The sequence below is a fragment of the Mesobacillus jeotgali genome (genome assembly GCF_002874535.1).
GTDB lineage: Bacteria > Bacillota > Bacilli > Bacillales > Cytobacillaceae > Mesobacillus > Mesobacillus jeotgali.
In genome coordinates this window covers 2,150,211-2,167,816 of record NZ_CP025025.1, presented here as the reverse complement: position 1 = coordinate 2,167,816, position 17,606 = coordinate 2,150,211, and the positions used below count along the sequence as shown (strand labels likewise).

Below are 17,606 nucleotides of genomic sequence, written 5' to 3'. Positions count from 1 at the left end.
ACACCACCATTAGTACTCACTAAGATAGTATTATAATCCAGTCCACAGCGCAAATTTTATCCAATTTCACCTTTCTATTCCATGCCGTTTGTTTTATATTGAAAAATAAAGGGGTGTTTTATATGTTGACGTGGCTTATTATTTTTTTACTTTTGTTGATACTCATTGATGTTGTAAGACTGCATAAGAAAATTGACAGGTTGTATACTCATCTAAACCCTGTGTCACCGCCGCCAACGGATAAGGAAATAGAAGAGATGCTAACTTCGAAGAATTCTAGCTATGAAAAGTAAATGGCTTCCGTATGGAATCGTCCTTGTAGTGATATTACTAATCTTCACCATAGATGGATTCCGAACCTTAATGCCAGAACAAGAAAAAGAACAATCCTTCAGCATTCCAGAAGCAGTAATCACCGTCGGAGACCAGCAAGTAATGTATAAATCAGGTACATTTGCATGGGTAGAAAAAGGCATCGGACCTGTCGTCGACCAGGATGAGCCACCAATTCTGTTCCATGATTTGCTGCCTGTCAGCGTGAAGCCGTTCAGCAAAATGAAAATCACTTTTCCCGAAAAAGCAGGAATTGACAATATTTCCGTTTACCACTCACAGGGACAAGGGGATTTGGAGATCGGGAACCTTCCATTTGAAACATTTTTTGATAATACCTATACTTTTAACAATGTGGCTGGTCAAAGCACCGTCATCATCCAGGCTTCCAGCGGAGATCAAGTCTTTCATTATACTTTTCCATTAATCATTGAAGAATTGGTTGCTTATCAAGCACAACTTGCAGAAGAACCAGGCTACTTGGCTGTACTTGAACTGTATAAACCAGAAGCACTGCAGGAAAATTGGGCTCTTGATGAGGTAAATAACAAATATGTACATAAGGCACATTCTTTGAAGGTTAACAACCTTGAGGAAGCACGCCGGCAATTTCCTGATTTAAAAATCGATTCGCTGCCGTATTACGCTATTTTCAATCATGAAAGATTGCTTTACGAGGCATATAATCGGGATGATTTCTTCAAAATGTTGAAGATCGCGGCACCATAAAAAAAGCTGGATTGTAGCTAAAATAGAAAAAAAGCCACCCATAAGGATGACGGACAGTTTTCTCGAATTTTCTTCGAATAGTGTCCGCCATAACCTCGATGACGGACACTTATTCCGATACTCCCCTCAAATGTGTCGCTCATTTTCGCTTGCGCTTCTTATTTTTGAAAAGATGGAGCACTTCCACTAGCAATAGCAGCAAGGTAATGTAGCACAGGAAAGCATAAATTATGCCAAGTAACAGGTTGAGCGGCCATTTTTTGCTCCACAACCTGTGAGCGAGCAGCGTCCGCTTGCCCAACGCATTCTTTATGGGTACGGTGAGGTAAAATAATAAGGCATAAAATAGGCCGCTTAAGTAGCTACAGTCAAGCTCTTCTTCAGCTGTTTCAGCCTGTTCGGTTTCTTGTTTCGATTCACGTTGTTTGTCTGTTCCTTCGGTATCTTCTTCTTTGCTATCAGGTCGATTTTCCTGTTGGCTTTCTTCATTTTCATTTTTTGGCTGTTGCTCTTGTGATCGTTTATTTCTCTCTTCTGGAGATTCCGAAGGTGCATATATGCCTTTTCCATTTTCTTTTGCAAAATCCATCGCAGACAAGATTCGATTTTCATACTTATAGCTGCCGTAATCGTAAAAGTCTTCGACCAGTCCTGCCTTCGTGATTTCCTCCTGATGCAGCTTGTCTCCTACCCAAACCCAGGCAAGAAGGCGATCGTATTTATCGAATAAGCTGCCACCGTCAGTTTCAAGTGTAATATCTCCTTGCTTTAAAAACGAACATGTATATTGAGCCGCTTCAGGTCCAAAAGCTTCCTTCATCCTTGTGCTTTCAGGGGTATCAATATAGAGAAAACGAGTTTTATATTCTTTGCCGTTGATCGTAAAAACAGCGGTATCGCCGTCTGTGCATTCAGATAATTCAGCTTCAAACGATTTGCCAAGCTGCAACATGCCAGTGGAAAGTTCAGCTTTAGTTGTACTTACCCCAGCTTGAGCAGAATCCTTTGATTCACTTCCTGCGCCGGTGAAAGTATACACTTCCAAATCTATCTTTTCCTCACTTAGTCCGGCAGCACAATCAGAATTACTGTTATAGCGGTTAATCAGCTTGATCAGTTCCTCCATATTGTGTGCACTTTTCGCTAGCCTCGTCGGGTCGTGAAGCAGATACATACAATCAGAACTACGAAAATGGCCTCCCAGTTCATCCCGTGAGCCATTATGCGCGAAAACCAGATTTGGTAAAATAAAAAATGCCATCAGGATGGCAAATATCACAGTAAAGTTTTTTATGTAATTCACAGCTGCTCCCCCTTTTACCCCTCCTGCTATACTAAGAAAAGCGCAAGCGCCTTGTTCAGCCTCGACAAGCGCTGGAGGGCCGACCAGTGAAGTTGTTCTTTGACTTCATTGGGCGGACCGAAATCGAAAAGTATAGCCGACTGACCAGAAACGCAGAAACTGGAGACTCCGACAAAGAAGCGCTTTTTGCTTCTGCCGGCGGAGTTGAAGTTTCGGAGTTTCTAGGAGGCGACACTAGACAAGCGACTCGAGGGGCTATTTGCTAAATCGGACAATTCTCGAAGTGGATATTTATACTTTCTTATCTGGCAAAAAAACAGCCTCCCCTGGAAGCTGCTTGATGTCAATTCAATTTAACTTTGTCTCAATTTGTTCGCGGGTGATTTCTATTTTTCCAGGCAATACGAATAAATATTGAATTAAATCCTCCAATAAATCCATTATTAGTTCTGTCATTTCATCATCCATCTCAGATTCCAGCTCAAGCATTTTGTGGAGTCCCCCTTCAGATGCCATCAACGGACTTAATGAGGTGACTGGTTTTACTAAATTGATATGATCTGGAAGTATTTCGAATTGTTGGTCAAGAGTCATGCCCTTGGCTTTATCCCCCAAAAAGTTTTTCAACACATTTTCAATGACACGCTTGGCCAGTACAGCAGTCGCAGCATTCTCTTTTGAAAGATGGACACTGACCGCAGATTTATAAGCCCTAACCAATTCTTCAGGTATTCTGGGGATATGTTCAATCTGGCTCGATGGATCTGTCGAGCTCTGGGGATCGTATATGTATACATCAGGCTGTTTGTCTTTTTCCTTTGTAATGATTATAAACGGAACACTTTGTTTGCATGAGGGGCAAGCACTTTCCGTCATCAATCCATGTTTGCTGCTCTGATAGGTGGATTTTAGGACAAACTCCACTTTGTCTTTGCAATCTGGACAAATATTTCTAATACTCTTAGGAACCTTTAAATGTCCGAACTGACTATACGCTGTAATCGAGCCGGGAAAGATTCGCCTCATTCTAGTGCCCCTTTCTATACAACAAATTCCAATTAGCTTTAGTTTCCATTCTGCTTTAAAATTTATCCATATTTTTATATAACCCTAATAAATAAAATGAAAACACCACTATTAACTATGGTGTAAATTATAATCGATTTGTTTTCCCAAAAGACCTGATATAAGTTCCAGTGTGGCCAACGAAGAAATATCATGCTCAAGGAGCGGCAAGAAAATTTGTCTCTGATTCTTGAATTTATCTTTAATTTCATCAAGATACACTCGCTCGTTCGTTCTTCTTTGCTCCATGAATCTTCCGTCTGCTTCATCAGGGATGACCTTATTAACTACGATTGAGTTAACATGTATTCCATGGTGATGCAATGTATCAATTGCCTTTGCGGTTTCGAGGATTGGAAGCCTTTCAGCATTAAGAACGAACACATACTGTGTTTGGGTTTCATCAAGCAGGATTTCCCTTACACACTTGAAGCGGTTTTTCCGTTCATTAAGCTTGTCATACAAAGGGTCCTCACTAATTTCACCATCGTTCATCCACTGTGCGTAATTCTCGTTCACTTTTCTCCGCCGTTCCAACAGCCCGTCCATCCAGACGCCCATCAATTCCGGAAGTGTCAGCAGCCGGATCGTATGTCCGGTCGGTGCTGTGTCAAAAACAATGGCATCATAATTAGTGATTTCCTCGAGAATCAATGAGGTGATTTTGTCAAACAGTGCGGCTTCTTCTGCCCCAGGCGAGGATGCTGCCATGTCGATCTGCCTGTTTACCTCCTCCAGCATCGTCGCTTTGACCAGGCCTTTCAGGTTTCCTTTTACTCCCTTGATGTAATTCCTTGATTCCTGTTCCGAATCAATTTCCAGTACGTCCAGATTCTCAGTTGCTCTTTCGATTTTTCCCCCGCTGAAGTTACGATGAAATAAATCGCCTGTATTATGGGCGGGATCTGTTGAAACTAGCAGTATCTTCTTTCCTTTTTTCGCGAGTAAAAGCGCCATTGCCGCGGATGTTGTGCTTTTGCCAACACCGCCTTTACCGCCGATGAAATAGATCTTCTTTTCAAACATATCCATAGCACTTCCTCCTAACAGCAGCGTATTCCTTCAAGCGGTGATTTTTCCATCCCGGCCCTCAGATGCCAATCATGAAAACGCTCGATGATGACAGGGTATAGTTCAAGTGTGTAGTAAAATGCCGGGTTGGGCAGACCGAGCATTTCTGAAAAGCAAAGCAGCATAAACAGGTCCTCTTCATCTCTTAATTCACGAGCAATTTCGGTTCTGTGCGGCTGCCTGAGAATCTCATCATAGACAGCTATTGCACGTTTTAATTGTTCGTAGAAACCCATCGCGAATTCCTCTCTTTCTTAAAATGACAATAGAGACCGGTCGCCCGGCCTCCACTTCATTACATTTCCTTGCTTAATGGCGGTGGATTATTCCTGCTGAATGCTGAAATGGCCTCGATGATGATCCAGAATACAAATATCAGAATCAGTCCCCCGATACCAAAGAGCAGCATATTCAGCTCCCCGCTTCCATATCCAGACCACTGGAAAACGACCTGCTGAATCATTGCCCAAAGTGTCATGAAGAAGACGAACACCATCGGGATGAAGGTCACAAGATAATTCCTGCCCTGGCGCTTCAGCCAGATGGAGATAAGCAGAAGGCTGACTCCTGCCAAAAGCTGGTTGCTTGTTCCGAAGAGCGGCCACAATAGGTATCCGCCAGAACCGAATCCGTTAGGTCCTTTTGGCAATAATACAAGCGCTGCACTGGAAACAACGGCAACAGTCGTAGCCACATGAGTCTTTGTCAGTGCCTGGACATTGTATTCGCTTCCGATTTCAGCGATGATGTAACGCATCAATCTTACTGACGTGTCCAAAGTTGTTGCGGCAAAGCTGACAACGATGATGGAAACAATCGTCCTTGCGATGTCTGCTGGAATCCAGATGCCGGTCGCAAGCTGTGCTGCACCATTGATGAAGTTGCCAAGTCCACCTGCGCTTGCAGCCGCAAAGCTTGAATACGCAGCAGTAAAATCTGCTTTTGTCGCAAACACGGTGACAACCGCGATAATGGCAATCAAGGCAAGTACCCCTTCTCCAACGGCTCCTAAGTAACCAACAAAACGAGCATCGGTTTCTTTTTCAAGCTGCTTAGAGGATGTCCCTGAAGAAACGAGTCCATGGAATCCAGAAATGGCACCACAGGCGATCGTAATGAACAATAATGGGAACCAGGATACATCAGTAGCCGCACCATTCATTGCTGGAGCTGTAACCTTTGGCTGCAGGAAAATGAGTCCTGCATATAAAATGAATAAACCTACAACCAATTGGTGCGAATTGATATAGTCACGAGGCTGCAGGAGCTTCCATACCGGCAGTGTTGATGCAATGTAAACATAAACCATCAGAACAACAATCCAGACTAAGAAAGCCATGGATACACCACTTAGACCAAACATGACAGTACTATCTGCCCCGCCAAAATATCTGACCAGGTCAATCTGCAAAGCAGGCACACGGCTGGCAAGGATCGCCGCACCATACATTACTGCCAAAGCAATCAATGAAGGTACAAGCATTCCTTTCTTCTTTTTATAAACAGCGTAACCAATCCAAATCGCAAGTGGTATTTGAAGGAATACCGATAGAACACTCGCAGGGAATTTTACAAACAAGTTTGCAATAACCCATGCAAAAACGGCGTTGACCATTAAAACAAGTATTAAAATAATGAATAAGAACATAATTTTTGCACGCTTGCCAATCAGCTTGTTTGTGATCGTTCCTACTGACTGTCCCTTGTTCCTCACGGAAAGGACTAGAGTCCCAAAGTCGTGCACACCTGCTGCGAATACAGTGCCCAATATTACCCACAGGAATGCAGGAAGCCATCCCCAATAGACAGCGATCGCCGGCCCAACAATTGGTGCCGCCCCTGCAACAGACGTAAAATGGTGACCCCAAAGGATCATTTTCTTCGTTGGAACAAAGTCTACTCCATCCGAATACTGGTGCGCCGGTGTGACATAGTTCGGGTCAAGACGGTAAATCTTTTCTGCTACCCATTTAGAATAGAAGCGGTATCCGATCGCAAACACAATCATTCCGATCACGGCTAACCATAAAGAATTCATTTTTTTTAACCTCCTTTTTTATGAGTTGGTACTACAACTTAATAATAAAAATATATTGACAAATTAGTCAATAAATTCTGATTACTTTTATTAAAATATGCCCCAGATATTTTCCCAACATGATAATTCGACAATTTTAGACTTAGTTGTTGCAATGTTCAGACTATTAAAGTATAAATATGATAATCTACTAATTTTTATTAGATAGAATCTAATTTTAGGAGGAGTTTATTTGAAGAAGAAAGTAGTTTCTCTTAGTTTAACAGCAAGTCTGGCATTAAGCGGATTGGTTGCTGCGACTGGCTTTGCCGCACCATCAGCAGACTCATCTTCAAAAAAGTTTACAAAGAGCTACGGGGCTCCTGAATTTGTAGCGGGAAAACTAACGAATCCATCTGGAAAAGCAGCAAAGGATGTCGTCCTTGGATATCTGAAAGCGTCGAAAAGTAAATACAACCTCGGCGCCTATGATAGTTTCGTTGTTAAATCGCAGGAAGCTGATAAGCTTGGTGGAGATGTTGTCCGGCTGCAGCAGGTATATAATGGAGTTCCTGTATGGGGAGCTACCCAGGCAGCCAGAGTTGACGAGAATGGTGTTCTAAAGGTTTTTAGCGGAACTGTCAGCAAAGGAATTGAAGACAAGCTAGTAAAAGCCGACAGCAAAAAATCTCAGAGAGACGCAATTGCCGCTGCTGAAGCAGATTTAGGCTACAAGCCTGATTATGAAGTGACTCCATCAGCCGAATTAGTCGTTTACCCTGCTGAGGATCAAGCGGTATACGCTTACCACGTAACATTGAACTTTCTGAGCCCTGAACCAGGCAATTTCCAGTACTTTGTCAACGCTGTTACAGGTGAAATCATCAATAAGTATAATGCCATTGACACTGCTGGTAAAACCAACCCTTCTCTAACTGGAACGAATACAGTTGGATCTGGTGTAGGAGTTTTGGGAGACTCGAAGACATTGAACACTCTTCTTTCAAATGGCTCTTACTATTTACAGGACAATACTCGTGGAAATGGTGTTTTCACCTATGATGCAAAAAATAGACAGCGGACACCCGGTTCCCTGTGGGTTGATGCTGATAATAACCTGAACGCAGCGTATGACGGTGCTGCTGTTGATGCTCACTACTATGCAGGATTAACTTATGATTATTATAAAAATACTTTTGGCCGTAATTCCTATGACAACAAGGGGGCAGCGTTGAACTCCACAGTCCACTACGGAAGAAGCTATAATAATGCATTCTGGAATGGCCAGCAAATGGTGTATGGTGATGGAGATGGTACTACATTCATCCCGCTTTCCGGCGCACTTGATGTGGTGGCACATGAACTGACACACGCTGTTACTGATTTCAGTTCAGATCTTGTTTATCAGTATGAATCTGGAGCACTGAACGAAGCGATTTCCGATATATTCGGCACGCTTGCTGAATTCCATGATAATAACAACCCTGATTTTGAAATTGGTGAAGACATCTACACCCCAAACAAAGCAGGTGACGCCCTTCGTTCAATGAGCGATCCTACGAAATACGGCGATCCGGATCATTATTCTGTGCGTTACACAGGAACTTCCGACAATGGCGGAGTTCATATCAACAGCGGAATCATCAATAAAGCCGCCTACCTTCTAAGTGAAGGTGGAACACATTATGGAGTTTCAGTCCCAGGTGTTGGAACGGATAAAATGGGCGCGATTTTCTACCGTGCAAATATAGTGTACTTCACTTCTTCAACAAACTTCAGCCAGGCACGTGCAGGCCTGGTACAAGCTGCAACTGACCTGTATGGGGCAGGTTCAGCAGAAGTGAATGCTGTCAATAAAGCTTTTGATGCTATAGGAGTAAATTAATAGAATTTTATTTTAGGAGGTTGGCTCAATCAGAAATTGAGCCAGTTTTTTATTATTCAGATCTATCACTTTCTCAGAGTAATTGAAAGTTGGTCATCAGCTTTTGAGTCATGATTTTTTCTGGCGCATACATTTCCTATTGTTAACCCCTTTTCTGGGATTCCTGAAATTTCGGGGGAAAATTACGTTCATTGACTTCTTAAACCGCTTTGCTGCCAGAATTGTACTGGAACGGTTCTTGACACTTTGGTCATTTCCCTCCGTAAAGCTGCCTGAATAACGCGCTATTCTTGACAACTTTCGCCTTGTCACCTGAGAAGCTGTCAAAATAAAGTCAGAATCGTGACAGCTTTGCCCTAGTATCCTGAGAAGCTGTCAAAATAAAGGCGGATTCTTGACAGCTTTGCCCTAGTATCCTGAGAAGCTGTCAAAATAAAGTCAGAATCGTGACAGCTTTGGCCCTATATCTTGAGAAGCTGTCAAAATAAAGTCAGAATCGTGACAGCTTTGGCCCTGTATCTTGAGAAGCTGTCAAAATAAAGGCGGAATCGTGACAGCTTTGCCCTAGTATCCTGAGAAGTTGTCAAAATAAAGTCAGAATCGTGACAGCTTTGGCCCTGTATCTTGAGAAGCTGTCAAAATAAAGGCGGAATCGTGACAGCTTTGCCCTAGTATCCTGAGAAGTTGTCAAAATAAAGTCGGTATCTTGACAGCTTTGGCCTCGATCCCTGAGGAGCTGTCAAAATAAAGGCGGAATCGTGACAGTTTTGCCCCTGTATCCTGAGAAGTTGTCAAAATAAAGGCGGAATCTTGACAGCTTTGCCCTAGTATCCTGAGAAGCTGTCAAAATAAAGGTGGAATCGTGACAGCTTTGCCCTTGTAACCTAAGAAACTGTCAAAATATAGGCGTAATCTTGACAGCTTTGCCCTTGTATCCTGAGAAGTTGTCAAAATAAAGTCGGAATCGTGACAGCTTTGGCCCTGTATCTTGAGAAGCTGTCAAAATAAAGTCGGAATCTTGACAGCATAGCCCGCAAATCCTGAAAAGCTGTCATAATAGGATGCCTTGCTTATAACCAATGGGAGCTTTCACCTATTTACTTCAACGCTTTAATTTAATGATTGACATTCATTAATAATAGCTGTAATATTTAGAGAAATTTAATAATTCAATAATATGAAATCTTATCCAGAGAAGCTGAGGGTTCTGGCCCTGTGAAGCTTCAGCAACCTTCAACTTTCCTTGTTGAAAAGGTGCTAATTCCAGCAAGTTTTTTTAAAACTTGGCAGATAAGAAGAATGGCTATCATCTGTAAAAGTCTTCTTCTTAAGAAGGCTTTTTTGTTTTATTAGGGACTAACCGCACCGTATTTCTGGAGCTTTGCGGTAATTGTCTTTATAAAAGTCGATGATCTCGTCTTTATTCATAAAACAAAAATTGCCGTCTAACTACTTTCATGAGGAGTGAGTGATATGGCTGAAATCGATACAAAGCTAGCACAGATTGGCAACAGGAGTGAATCTTCGACAGGTGCGGTCAATCCACCAATCTATTTAACGACTGCCTACCGCCACGAAGGAATTGGGCAATCCAGTGGTTATGATTATGTCCGTACGGGAAACCCTACTCGCGAAATACTTGAAAAGGCAATTGCAGATCTTGAGGAGGGTGAACGTGGCTTTGCCTGCAGCTCCGGAATGGCGGCGATTTGGACCGTTCTTTCATTATTCGAGCACGGAGATGAATGGATTGTCTCTAAGGATTTATATGGAGGGACTTATCGTCTTCTTGAACAGGGTTTCAAAAAGTGGGGATTAAAAAGTACATATGCTGACATGGCTGATCTAAATGAAATCAAATCGGCCATCACGCAAAAGACGAAGGCTCTTTTTGTGGAAACCCCGACGAATCCGCTTATGGAGCAAGCTGATATTGAAGCAATCGCAAAAGTCGCAAAAAAAAACGGTATTCTGCTGATTGTTGATAACACCTTCTACACTCCCCTGCTGCAAAAACCATTGACTTTAGGTGCTGACATTGTGATTCACAGTGCAACAAAATATCTTGGAGGTCACAATGATGTCCTTGCGGGACTAATCGTTGCCAGGGGGAAACAGTTATGTGATTCTCTATTCCTTCATCATAATGGCGGCGGTGCAGTGTTAAGTCCATTCGATTCCTGGCTCCTCATCCGCGGGATGAAGACTCTGGCATTAAGGATGGAACGCCACGAGCAAAATGCCAGGGTGCTTGTGGATTATCTACAGCTCCATCATGCAGTGAAGGATGTCCTTTATCCCGGCAGAGGCGGGATGATCTCTTTCAGAGTCCACTCCCCTGCCATGGTCAATCCATTTTTAAAGAGTCTTTCCATTATTACTTTTGCCGAAAGCCTTGGTGGTGTTGAGAGTTTCATTACTTACCCTGCCACACAGACACATGCTGATATACCAGTTGAAATACGCGAACAAACAGGTGTGTGTGACCGACTTCTGCGATTCTCTGTGGGAATCGAAAATGTTGCTGACCTTATAAATGATTTAGACGATGCATTCCAAAAGGCACTCCAGGAGGCAGAAGCAATATGAGTCAGCAATATACATTCGAAACCCAGCTTCTCCATAACAAGCATAAATTCGATCCTGCAACCGGTGGTGTCAGCGTACCGATTCAGCACGCGTCAACATTCCACCAGCCTTCCGCAGACAAGTTCGGAAAATATGATTATAGCCGGAGCCTTAACCCTACAAGAGAGGCACTTGAGGAAATAATCGCCGAAATGGAGGGCGGTGTCCGTGGTTTTGCTTTTTCTTCTGGGATGGCTGCCATCTCAACTGCATTTTTACTTCTTTCACAGGGAGATCACGTGGTCGTAACCGAGGATGTTTATGGCGGCACTTACCGGATGGTTACACAGGTATTGAACCGTTTTGGAATTGAGCACACTTTTGTTGAAATGACCGACCTTGACGCGGTGAAGCAAGCGATTAGGCCAAACACTGCCTTGCTATATGCAGAAACACCTTCCAATCCGCTATTAAAAGTAACTGATATACAGGCGATCAGTGAACTGGCAAAGAAACATGGTGCTCTTACTTATGTCGATAATACCTTTATGACTCCCTACTTGCAGCGCCCGCTTGAATTGGGAGCGGATATTGTCCTTCACAGTGCAACAAAGTTTTTGTCAGGTCATAGTGATACAGTCGCGGGTCTTGCCGTTGTGAAGGATGAAGAACTGGCAAAAAAGCTATACTCCCTGCAGAACTCTTTTGGAGCTGTCCTGGGAGTTCAGGATGCATGGCTTGTGATGAGAGGCATCAAGACCCTTTCTGTCAGAATGAACCAATCTCAAGAAAGCGCCAAGAAAATAGCAGGATTTTTAAAAGATCAGCCTTTAATTAAGGATGTCTTTTATCCTGGCCTTGTAAATCATCCGCAGTCAGACCTGCAGATTCAGCAGGCATATGGACCAGGAGCGGTACTATCCTTTGAACTTGAAAATGCCGATGTTTTAGCTAGATTTATAAAAAAAGTAAAATTGCCTGTATTTGCAGTCAGCCTTGGAGCCGTAGAATCCATCCTCTCCTACCCGGCAAAAATGTCACATGCAGCCATGCCACAGGATGAACGGGAAAGGCGCGGTATCTCTGATGGTCTCCTTCGATTATCAGTCGGGCTTGAAAGCGCCGATGATTTGATCGCGGACTTTGAGCAAGCTTTGGATTTCATAGGAATACAAGAAACACAAAAGGAGGAAGTCTAATGAGTTTCCTGAAACGACTGGAAAAAGAAATTTTAATCGCCGATGGAGCGATTGGTACTCTCCTCCACTCTTATGGAGCTGGTACCTGTTTTGAAGAGTTGAACATTTCACATCCTGAGGACATCATCCGGATCCATAAAGCCTATATAAACGCGGGTGCTGACCTTATCCAGACGAACACATATGCAGCCAATTATATAAAACTTGAAAGATATGGACTCGAGGATCAGGTGAAAGAGATTAATAGTGCAGCTGTAAGACTCGCCCGACAAGCTGCAGACACCGATGCCTATGTCCTAGGGACGATTGGCGGTAACCGTGGAATCAGGCCTTCTGCCATACCGATTGAAGAAATCAAAAGAAGCTTCAGGGAGCAGCTCTACTGTCTTCTCCTTGAGGGTGTGGACGGACTTTTGCTAGAGACATTTTATGATATGGAAGAAATCGAGACGGTGCTCGAGATTGCCAGAAAGGAGACCGACCTGCCAATCATAGCCCAGGTATCCCTTCAGGAAATAGGTATCATGCAGGATCAGACCCCGCTTCAGGAGGTTTTTAATAGACTCGAAGACCTCGGCGCAGATATTGTGGGTCTGAATTGCAGACTTGGTCCCCATCATATGATTTCAAGTCTTGAGCAGTTAGAGCTCCCTTCAAAGGCATTTCTGTCAGTCTATCCCAATGCCGGCTTGCCTGCGTACACAGATGGGAAATTCCACTACGAAGGCAATCCTGAATATTTCGGCAAATCAGCCCACAACTTCCGTGACCAGGGAGTCAGGCTGATTGGAGGCTGTTGCGGAACGACTCCTGAACATATTAAAGCATTTGCCGATGAGCTAAAGGGATTGCCACCAGTGTTAGACAGGAAAATCCCTACGAAGAAGCCCAAAATTGTTGTCACTCCCACTGAAGTAAAAAGGCCATTAGCTCCACTTCAACAAGTGGTGAAAGAACGACCGTCAGTGATCGTGGAGCTTGACTCACCGCGAAAGCTTGATACAACTCGTTTTTTTGAAGGAGCAAAAGCACTAAAGGATACAGGTATTGACGCCCTTACCCTCGCAGATAATTCACTTGCTTCTCCAAGAATATCAAATGGTGCAATCGGACATCTCGTAAAGGAAAAGATCGGTTTGCGCCCCCTTGTGCATCTTACTTGCCGTGACCGGAACATCATTGGACTACAGTCTCATTTGATGGGTTTGCATACACTTGGTCTGCATGATGTGTTAGCCGTGACAGGCGACCCCGCTCGCGTAGGTGATTTTCCTGGTGCGTCGTCAGTTTTTGATGTTTCGTCCTTCGAGTTAATCGAGATGATCAAGCAGTTTAATCAAGGTCTCTCCTATTCTGGAAAAGATTTAGGTCAAAAAGGTGCTTTCTCGATTGGCGCTGCCTTCAACCCAAATGTTCGTTCCATCGAAAAGGCTGTCATGAGGATGGAAAAGAAAATCAAGGCTGGTGCAGATTATTTCATTACACAGCCGGTTTACTCTGAAAAAATGCTTCTGGAGGTCCATGAAGCAACAAAGCATATAGAAGCACCTGTTTATATCGGACTGATGCCGCTTACGAGCAGCAGGAATGCTGAATTCCTTCATAATGAGGTGCCCGGTATTAAGATTTCACAGGAAATACTCGACATTATGGCGAAATTCAATAATGAACCGCTGCAATCCAAAAAGGAAGGCATCGCGATTACAAAAGGTTTGATTGAGGCTGCAGCAGAACTGTTTAACGGAATCTATATCATTACACCTTTTATGAATTATGAAATGAGTGTCGAGTTATCGAGCTACGCTAATGAATACAGCAGCCGTCTTATGAGGAGGAAACAAAATGTCAACCTTGTTAACTGAGCAGATGAGAAAAAAGATCCTGATCATGGACGGAGCGATGGGGACGATGCTCCAGCAGGCAGACCTGACCCCGCAGGATTTTGGCGGTGAAGAATTTGAAGGCTGTAACGAAATCCTGAACCTGACCGTACCTCATGTGATTGAAAATATCCACCGTGAATACTTTAAGGCTGGCGCAGATATCGTTGAGACAAATACCTTTGGTGCAACTAGCCTGGTGCTGGATGAATACGGCTTGGGCCATAGAGCGTACGAAATCAACAAGGAAGCAGCCCTTATTGCCAGAAAAGCGGCAGACGAGGCATCCTCTCCCTCACAGCCCCGTTTTGTAGCTGGTTCCATGGGACCGACAACCAAAACACTAAGCGTGACCGGAGGATCAACCTTTGATGAAATGTCTGCTTCCTACGAAGAACAGGCTCTTGGCCTGATCGATGGCAGCGTTGATTTGCTGCTGCTCGAAACAAGCCAGGATTTACTGAATGTAAAAGCTGCGTATACAGGAATCCAGCGTGCATTTCAGAAAAGTGGCAAAGACCTTCCTCTCATGATCTCTGCCACAATTGAACCAATGGGCACGACACTTGCCGGCCAATCGATCGAAGCCTTTTACATTTCAGTCCAGCATATGAATCCGATCGCGATTGGATTGAATTGCGCGACCGGTCCGGAATTCATGCAGGAGCATTTGCGTTCTTTGTCCTCCCTTTCATCTTCTGCAGTCAGCTGTTATCCTAACGCTGGTCTGCCCGATGAGGAAGGCCAATATCATGAGACGCCTGATACGCTTGCTCAGAAGCTTTCTGATTTTGCCCGTGAAGGCTGGCTGAATATTGTCGGAGGCTGCTGCGGAACTACACCTGCACATATAAAGGCGATTTCAGAAAAAATGCAGGAGCGACTTCCGAGGCAAACAGAAGAAAACAAGCTGCATATGGTTTCTGGGATCGAGCCATTCATCTATGACGATCCAACACTAAGGCCTATCATGGTTGGTGAACGGACGAACGTAATCGGTTCACGAAAATTCAAGCGGCTGGTTTCCGAGGGCAAAATAGAAGAAGCCGCTGAGATTGCAAGGGCCCAGGTTAAAAACGGAGCCCATGTCATCGATATCTGCCTGGCGGACCCCGACAGAGATGAGCTTCATGACATGGAAGCATTTATTAAAGAAGTTGTTAAAAAAGTTAAGGCTCCCCTAGTAATCGATTCAACTGATGATGTAGTAATTGAAAAAGCACTGAGTTATTCCCAGGGTAAGGCAATTATCAATTCCATCAATCTAGAAGATGGTGAAGAACGATTTGAGTCGGTTGCTGGCCTTATTCACAAATATGGTGCAGCTGTAGTTGTTGGAACAATTGAAGAAGAGGGTATGGGTGTTTCCGCTGAGAGGAAATTAGAAATTGCCAAACGATCGTACGACTTGCTTGTCAATAAATATAAAGTACCGGCACAGGACATAATTTTTGATCCGCTCGTCTTCCCTGTCGGCACCGGGGATGAACAATACATTGGCTCAGCCAAAGCAACTGTTGATGGAATCAGAATGATCAAGGAAGCTCTCCCGGAAACACAAACTATCCTTGGAATTAGCAATGTTTCATTCGGCCTGCCTCCAGTAGGCCGAGAAGTATTGAATTCGGTATTTCTTTACCACTGCACCCAGGCAGGTCTCGACTATGCAATTGTGAATACGGAAAAGCTCGAGCGATTTGCTTCAATCAGTCCTGAAGAAGTCAAAATGGCTGAAGATCTGTTATTCAATACAACAGATGAGACACTTGCGGAATTCACTGATTTTTACCGTGATAAAAAGAAGGAAACAAAAAGCACCCTTCCTGATATGACACTAGAAGAAAGACTGTCCTACTATGTGGTTGAGGGTACGAAAGAAGGCCTTCAGCCAGACCTTGATAAGGCACTGGACCTCTACCCTGCCCCACTGGATATCATTAACGGGCCATTGATGGATGGAATGAAGGAAGTTGGCAGGCTGTTCAATGATAACCAGTTAATCGTAGCCGAGGTTCTTCAGAGTGCAGAAGTCATGAAGGCTGCTGTCTCTTATTTGGAGCCTCATATGGAGAAAAATGATACAACCGCTGCAAAGGGCAAGGTTCTTCTCGCCACTGTGAAAGGCGATGTCCATGATATCGGCAAAAACCTGGTGGATATCATCCTTAGCAATAATGGTTATGAGGTAGTCGATCTGGGAATCAAAGTAGCTCCAACTGCCCTCATTGAGGCAATTAAAAAGGAAAATCCGGACATCATCGGACTATCTGGCCTGCTTGTTAAATCAGCGCAGCAGATGGTGCTGACGGCTCATGATATGAAGCAAGCAGGGATAGACATTCCAATTCTTGTGGGTGGCGCTGCTTTATCAAGGAAGTTCACAGATACAAAGATTGCTAAGGAGTATGACGGGCTTGTATTATATGCAAAAGATGCGATGAACGGACTGTCCATCGCTAATCAACTCCGCGAAACGGATGGTCGTGAACAGTTTTTAGCTGAACAAAAAGCAAAACAAGAAGCTGCGATGAATAAACCGGATTTCACGCCAGCAGGACAAAAATCTGCCACAACCGTATTGGAGCGTCCCAAAATGACGGCAAAGGCTCCGGTGTTCATACCTCAGGATACGAAAAGGCATCTCGTCAAATCATACTCCCTGTCCCATATTGAACCTTATATTAACCAGCAAATGCTATTGGGGCATCATCTTGGATTAAAGGGAAGGGTAGAAAATTTGATTGCTGAAGGTAATGAAAAGGCAGTTAAGCTTCAGGAGGTTGTCCAATCCCTTTTACAGGAAGCCAAGTTAAAGGATTGGATCAAACCTGCTGCCGTTTATCAGTTCTTCCCTGCCCAGTCAGATGGAAAGAGACTTAATATTTTTAATCCTGAACAACCAGATCAAATCCTCGAAACCTTTGATTTTCCGAGACAAGAGGTTGCACCTGGATTATGCCTTGCAGATTACGTCCGCTCTGTTGGTGATAGCCAAAAGGACTACGTAGGAATGTTCGCGGTCACAGCAGGTGCAGGAATTCGCCAGGCAGCAGAACAACTAAAAAAAGAAGGGAGATTCCTGGAAAGCCATGCCCTCCAGGCACTTGCCCTTGAAAGTGCAGAAGGCTACGCTGAACTGATTCACCGCCAAATCCGCGATCGATGGGGCTTCCCGGACACACCGGATATGACAATGAAAGACCGTTTCGCCGCCAAGTATCAAGGACAGCGTTTTTCATTCGGATACCCTGCATGTCCGGATTTGGAAGATCAGCGTAAGCTTTTCAACTTGATCAAACCAGAAGACATCGGAATTAATTTGACCGACGGATTCATGATGGAACCGGAGGCATCGGTCACTGCTATCGTCTTCTCCCATCCAGAGGCCAGGTATTTCAACGTGTTGAAAAATTAGGAGATTGAACATTTTAGGCTTTTGACAAGTTTTGCGTCAACCGGAGAAAAGCTGTCAAAAGAAAGAGCAATTTCTGACAGGTTTTGCGTCAGCCGGAGAAAAGCTGTCAAAAGAAAGAGCAACTTCTGACAAGTTTGGCGT

13 protein-coding genes and 1 riboswitch are annotated in these 17,606 nt (G+C 43.9%); of the genes, 8 read left to right on the top strand and 5 right to left on the bottom strand.

Annotated elements, in window-relative coordinates; genetic code table 11:
• The first annotated feature begins 122 nt into the window (after positions 1 to 122).
• Together CD004_RS23795 and CD004_RS10960 are read left to right on the top strand one after the other, a co-directional pair.
• Positions 123 to 293 carry a hypothetical protein gene (locus tag CD004_RS23795; RefSeq protein WP_158651541.1) on the top strand — a complete coding sequence of 57 codons (171 nt, stop codon included), beginning with the start codon at positions 123 to 125 and terminating at the stop codon, positions 291 to 293.
• Positions 283 to 1,062: a hypothetical protein gene (locus CD004_RS10960; protein ID WP_102262793.1), complete on the top strand. Its 780-nt coding sequence runs from the start codon at positions 283 to 285 to the stop codon at positions 1,060 to 1,062. Before CD004_RS23795 ends, CD004_RS10960 begins: the two co-directional genes overlap by 11 nt.
• Before the next feature lie 139 nt (positions 1,063 to 1,201).
• Here the strand turns inward: CD004_RS10960 and CD004_RS10955 are convergent, their stop codons facing one another.
• Entirely contained in the window at positions 1,202 to 2,365 is a 1,164-nt protein-coding gene (locus CD004_RS10955) for a thermonuclease family protein (RefSeq protein ID WP_233434993.1), read from the bottom strand.
• A gap of 86 nt (positions 2,366 to 2,451) precedes the next feature.
• Between CD004_RS10955 and CD004_RS10950 the strand changes: the two genes are divergently transcribed.
• On the top strand, positions 2,452 to 2,631 hold the full coding sequence (locus CD004_RS10950) for a hypothetical protein (RefSeq protein ID WP_102262792.1): 180 nt from the start codon (positions 2,452 to 2,454) through the stop codon (positions 2,629 to 2,631).
• A gap of 82 nt (positions 2,632 to 2,713) precedes the next feature.
• Here CD004_RS10950 and CD004_RS10945 read toward each other — a convergent pair whose 3' ends face one another.
• The 4 genes from CD004_RS10945 to CD004_RS10930 form a co-directional block, all read right to left on the bottom strand.
• Positions 2,714 to 3,391, bottom strand: a complete 678-nt coding sequence (locus CD004_RS10945; protein WP_102262791.1) for a hypothetical protein — start codon at positions 3,389 to 3,391, stop codon at positions 2,714 to 2,716.
• Positions 3,392 to 3,502: 111 nt separating this feature from the next.
• The gene (locus CD004_RS10940; RefSeq protein WP_102262790.1) at positions 3,503 to 4,462 is read right to left on the bottom strand and encodes an ArsA family ATPase; all 960 of its coding nucleotides are present in this window, start codon (positions 4,460 to 4,462) and stop codon (positions 3,503 to 3,505) included.
• 11 nt (positions 4,463 to 4,473) lie between these two features.
• Entirely contained in the window at positions 4,474 to 4,737 is a 264-nt protein-coding gene (locus CD004_RS10935) for a cory-CC-star protein (protein ID WP_041966277.1), read from the bottom strand.
• Positions 4,738 to 4,796: 59 nt separating this feature from the next.
• Positions 4,797 to 6,539, bottom strand: a complete 1,743-nt coding sequence (locus CD004_RS10930) for a carbon starvation CstA family protein (RefSeq protein WP_102262789.1) — start codon at positions 6,537 to 6,539, stop codon at positions 4,797 to 4,799.
• Positions 6,540 to 6,771: 232 nt separating this feature from the next.
• Here CD004_RS10930 and CD004_RS10925 point away from each other — a divergent pair, with 232 nt between their 5' ends.
• The 5 genes from CD004_RS10925 (at position 6,772) to metH (ending at position 17,465) form a co-directional block, all read left to right on the top strand.
• A complete protein-coding gene (locus tag CD004_RS10925) occupies positions 6,772 to 8,403 on the top strand; it encodes a M4 family metallopeptidase (RefSeq protein WP_102262788.1) in 1,632 nt (543 codons plus the stop codon).
• Positions 8,404 to 9,585: 1,182 nt separating this feature from the next.
• Positions 9,586 to 9,700, top strand: a riboswitch (SAM riboswitch).
• Positions 9,701 to 9,876: 176 nt separating this feature from the next.
• A complete protein-coding gene (locus tag CD004_RS10920; RefSeq protein WP_102262787.1) occupies positions 9,877 to 10,992 on the top strand; it encodes a methionine biosynthesis PLP-dependent protein in 1,116 nt (371 codons plus the stop codon).
• Positions 10,989 to 12,170 carry a cystathionine beta-lyase gene (metC, locus tag CD004_RS10915; protein WP_102262786.1) on the top strand — a complete coding sequence of 394 codons (1,182 nt, stop codon included), beginning with the start codon at positions 10,989 to 10,991 and terminating at the stop codon, positions 12,168 to 12,170. Before CD004_RS10920 ends, metC begins: the two co-directional genes overlap by 4 nt.
• Complete coding sequence (locus tag CD004_RS10910; RefSeq protein ID WP_102262785.1) at positions 12,170 to 14,032, top strand: bifunctional homocysteine S-methyltransferase/methylenetetrahydrofolate reductase; 1,863 nt, start codon at positions 12,170 to 12,172, stop codon at positions 14,030 to 14,032. The genes metC and CD004_RS10910 overlap by 1 nt, the downstream gene beginning before the upstream one ends.
• Entirely contained in the window at positions 14,013 to 17,465 is a 3,453-nt protein-coding gene (gene metH / locus CD004_RS10905) for a methionine synthase (protein ID WP_102262784.1), read from the top strand. Before CD004_RS10910 ends, metH begins: the two co-directional genes overlap by 20 nt.
• Positions 17,466 to 17,606: the final 141 nt, after the last annotated feature.

Coding starts and splice junctions, on each gene's coding strand:
- CD004_RS10920 (WP_102262787.1), top strand. CDS start 9,877: ATGGCTGAAATCGATACAAAGCTAGCACAGATTGGCAACAGGAGTGAA.
- CD004_RS23795 (WP_158651541.1), top strand. CDS start 123: ATGTTGACGTGGCTTATTATTTTTTTACTTTTGTTGATACTCATTGAT.
- CD004_RS10960 (WP_102262793.1), top strand. CDS start 283: ATGAAAAGTAAATGGCTTCCGTATGGAATCGTCCTTGTAGTGATATTA.
- CD004_RS10945 (WP_102262791.1), bottom strand. CDS start 3,391: ATGAGGCGAATCTTTCCCGGCTCGATTACAGCGTATAGTCAGTTCGGA.
- CD004_RS10935 (WP_041966277.1), bottom strand. CDS start 4,737: ATGGGTTTCTACGAACAATTAAAACGTGCAATAGCTGTCTATGATGAG.
- CD004_RS10910 (WP_102262785.1), top strand. CDS start 12,170: ATGAGTTTCCTGAAACGACTGGAAAAAGAAATTTTAATCGCCGATGGA.
- CD004_RS10930 (WP_102262789.1), bottom strand. CDS start 6,539: ATGAATTCTTTATGGTTAGCCGTGATCGGAATGATTGTGTTTGCGATC.
- CD004_RS10940 (WP_102262790.1), bottom strand. CDS start 4,462: ATGGATATGTTTGAAAAGAAGATCTATTTCATCGGCGGTAAAGGCGGT.
- metH (WP_102262784.1), top strand. CDS start 14,013: ATGTCAACCTTGTTAACTGAGCAGATGAGAAAAAAGATCCTGATCATG.
- metC (WP_102262786.1), top strand. CDS start 10,989: ATGAGTCAGCAATATACATTCGAAACCCAGCTTCTCCATAACAAGCAT.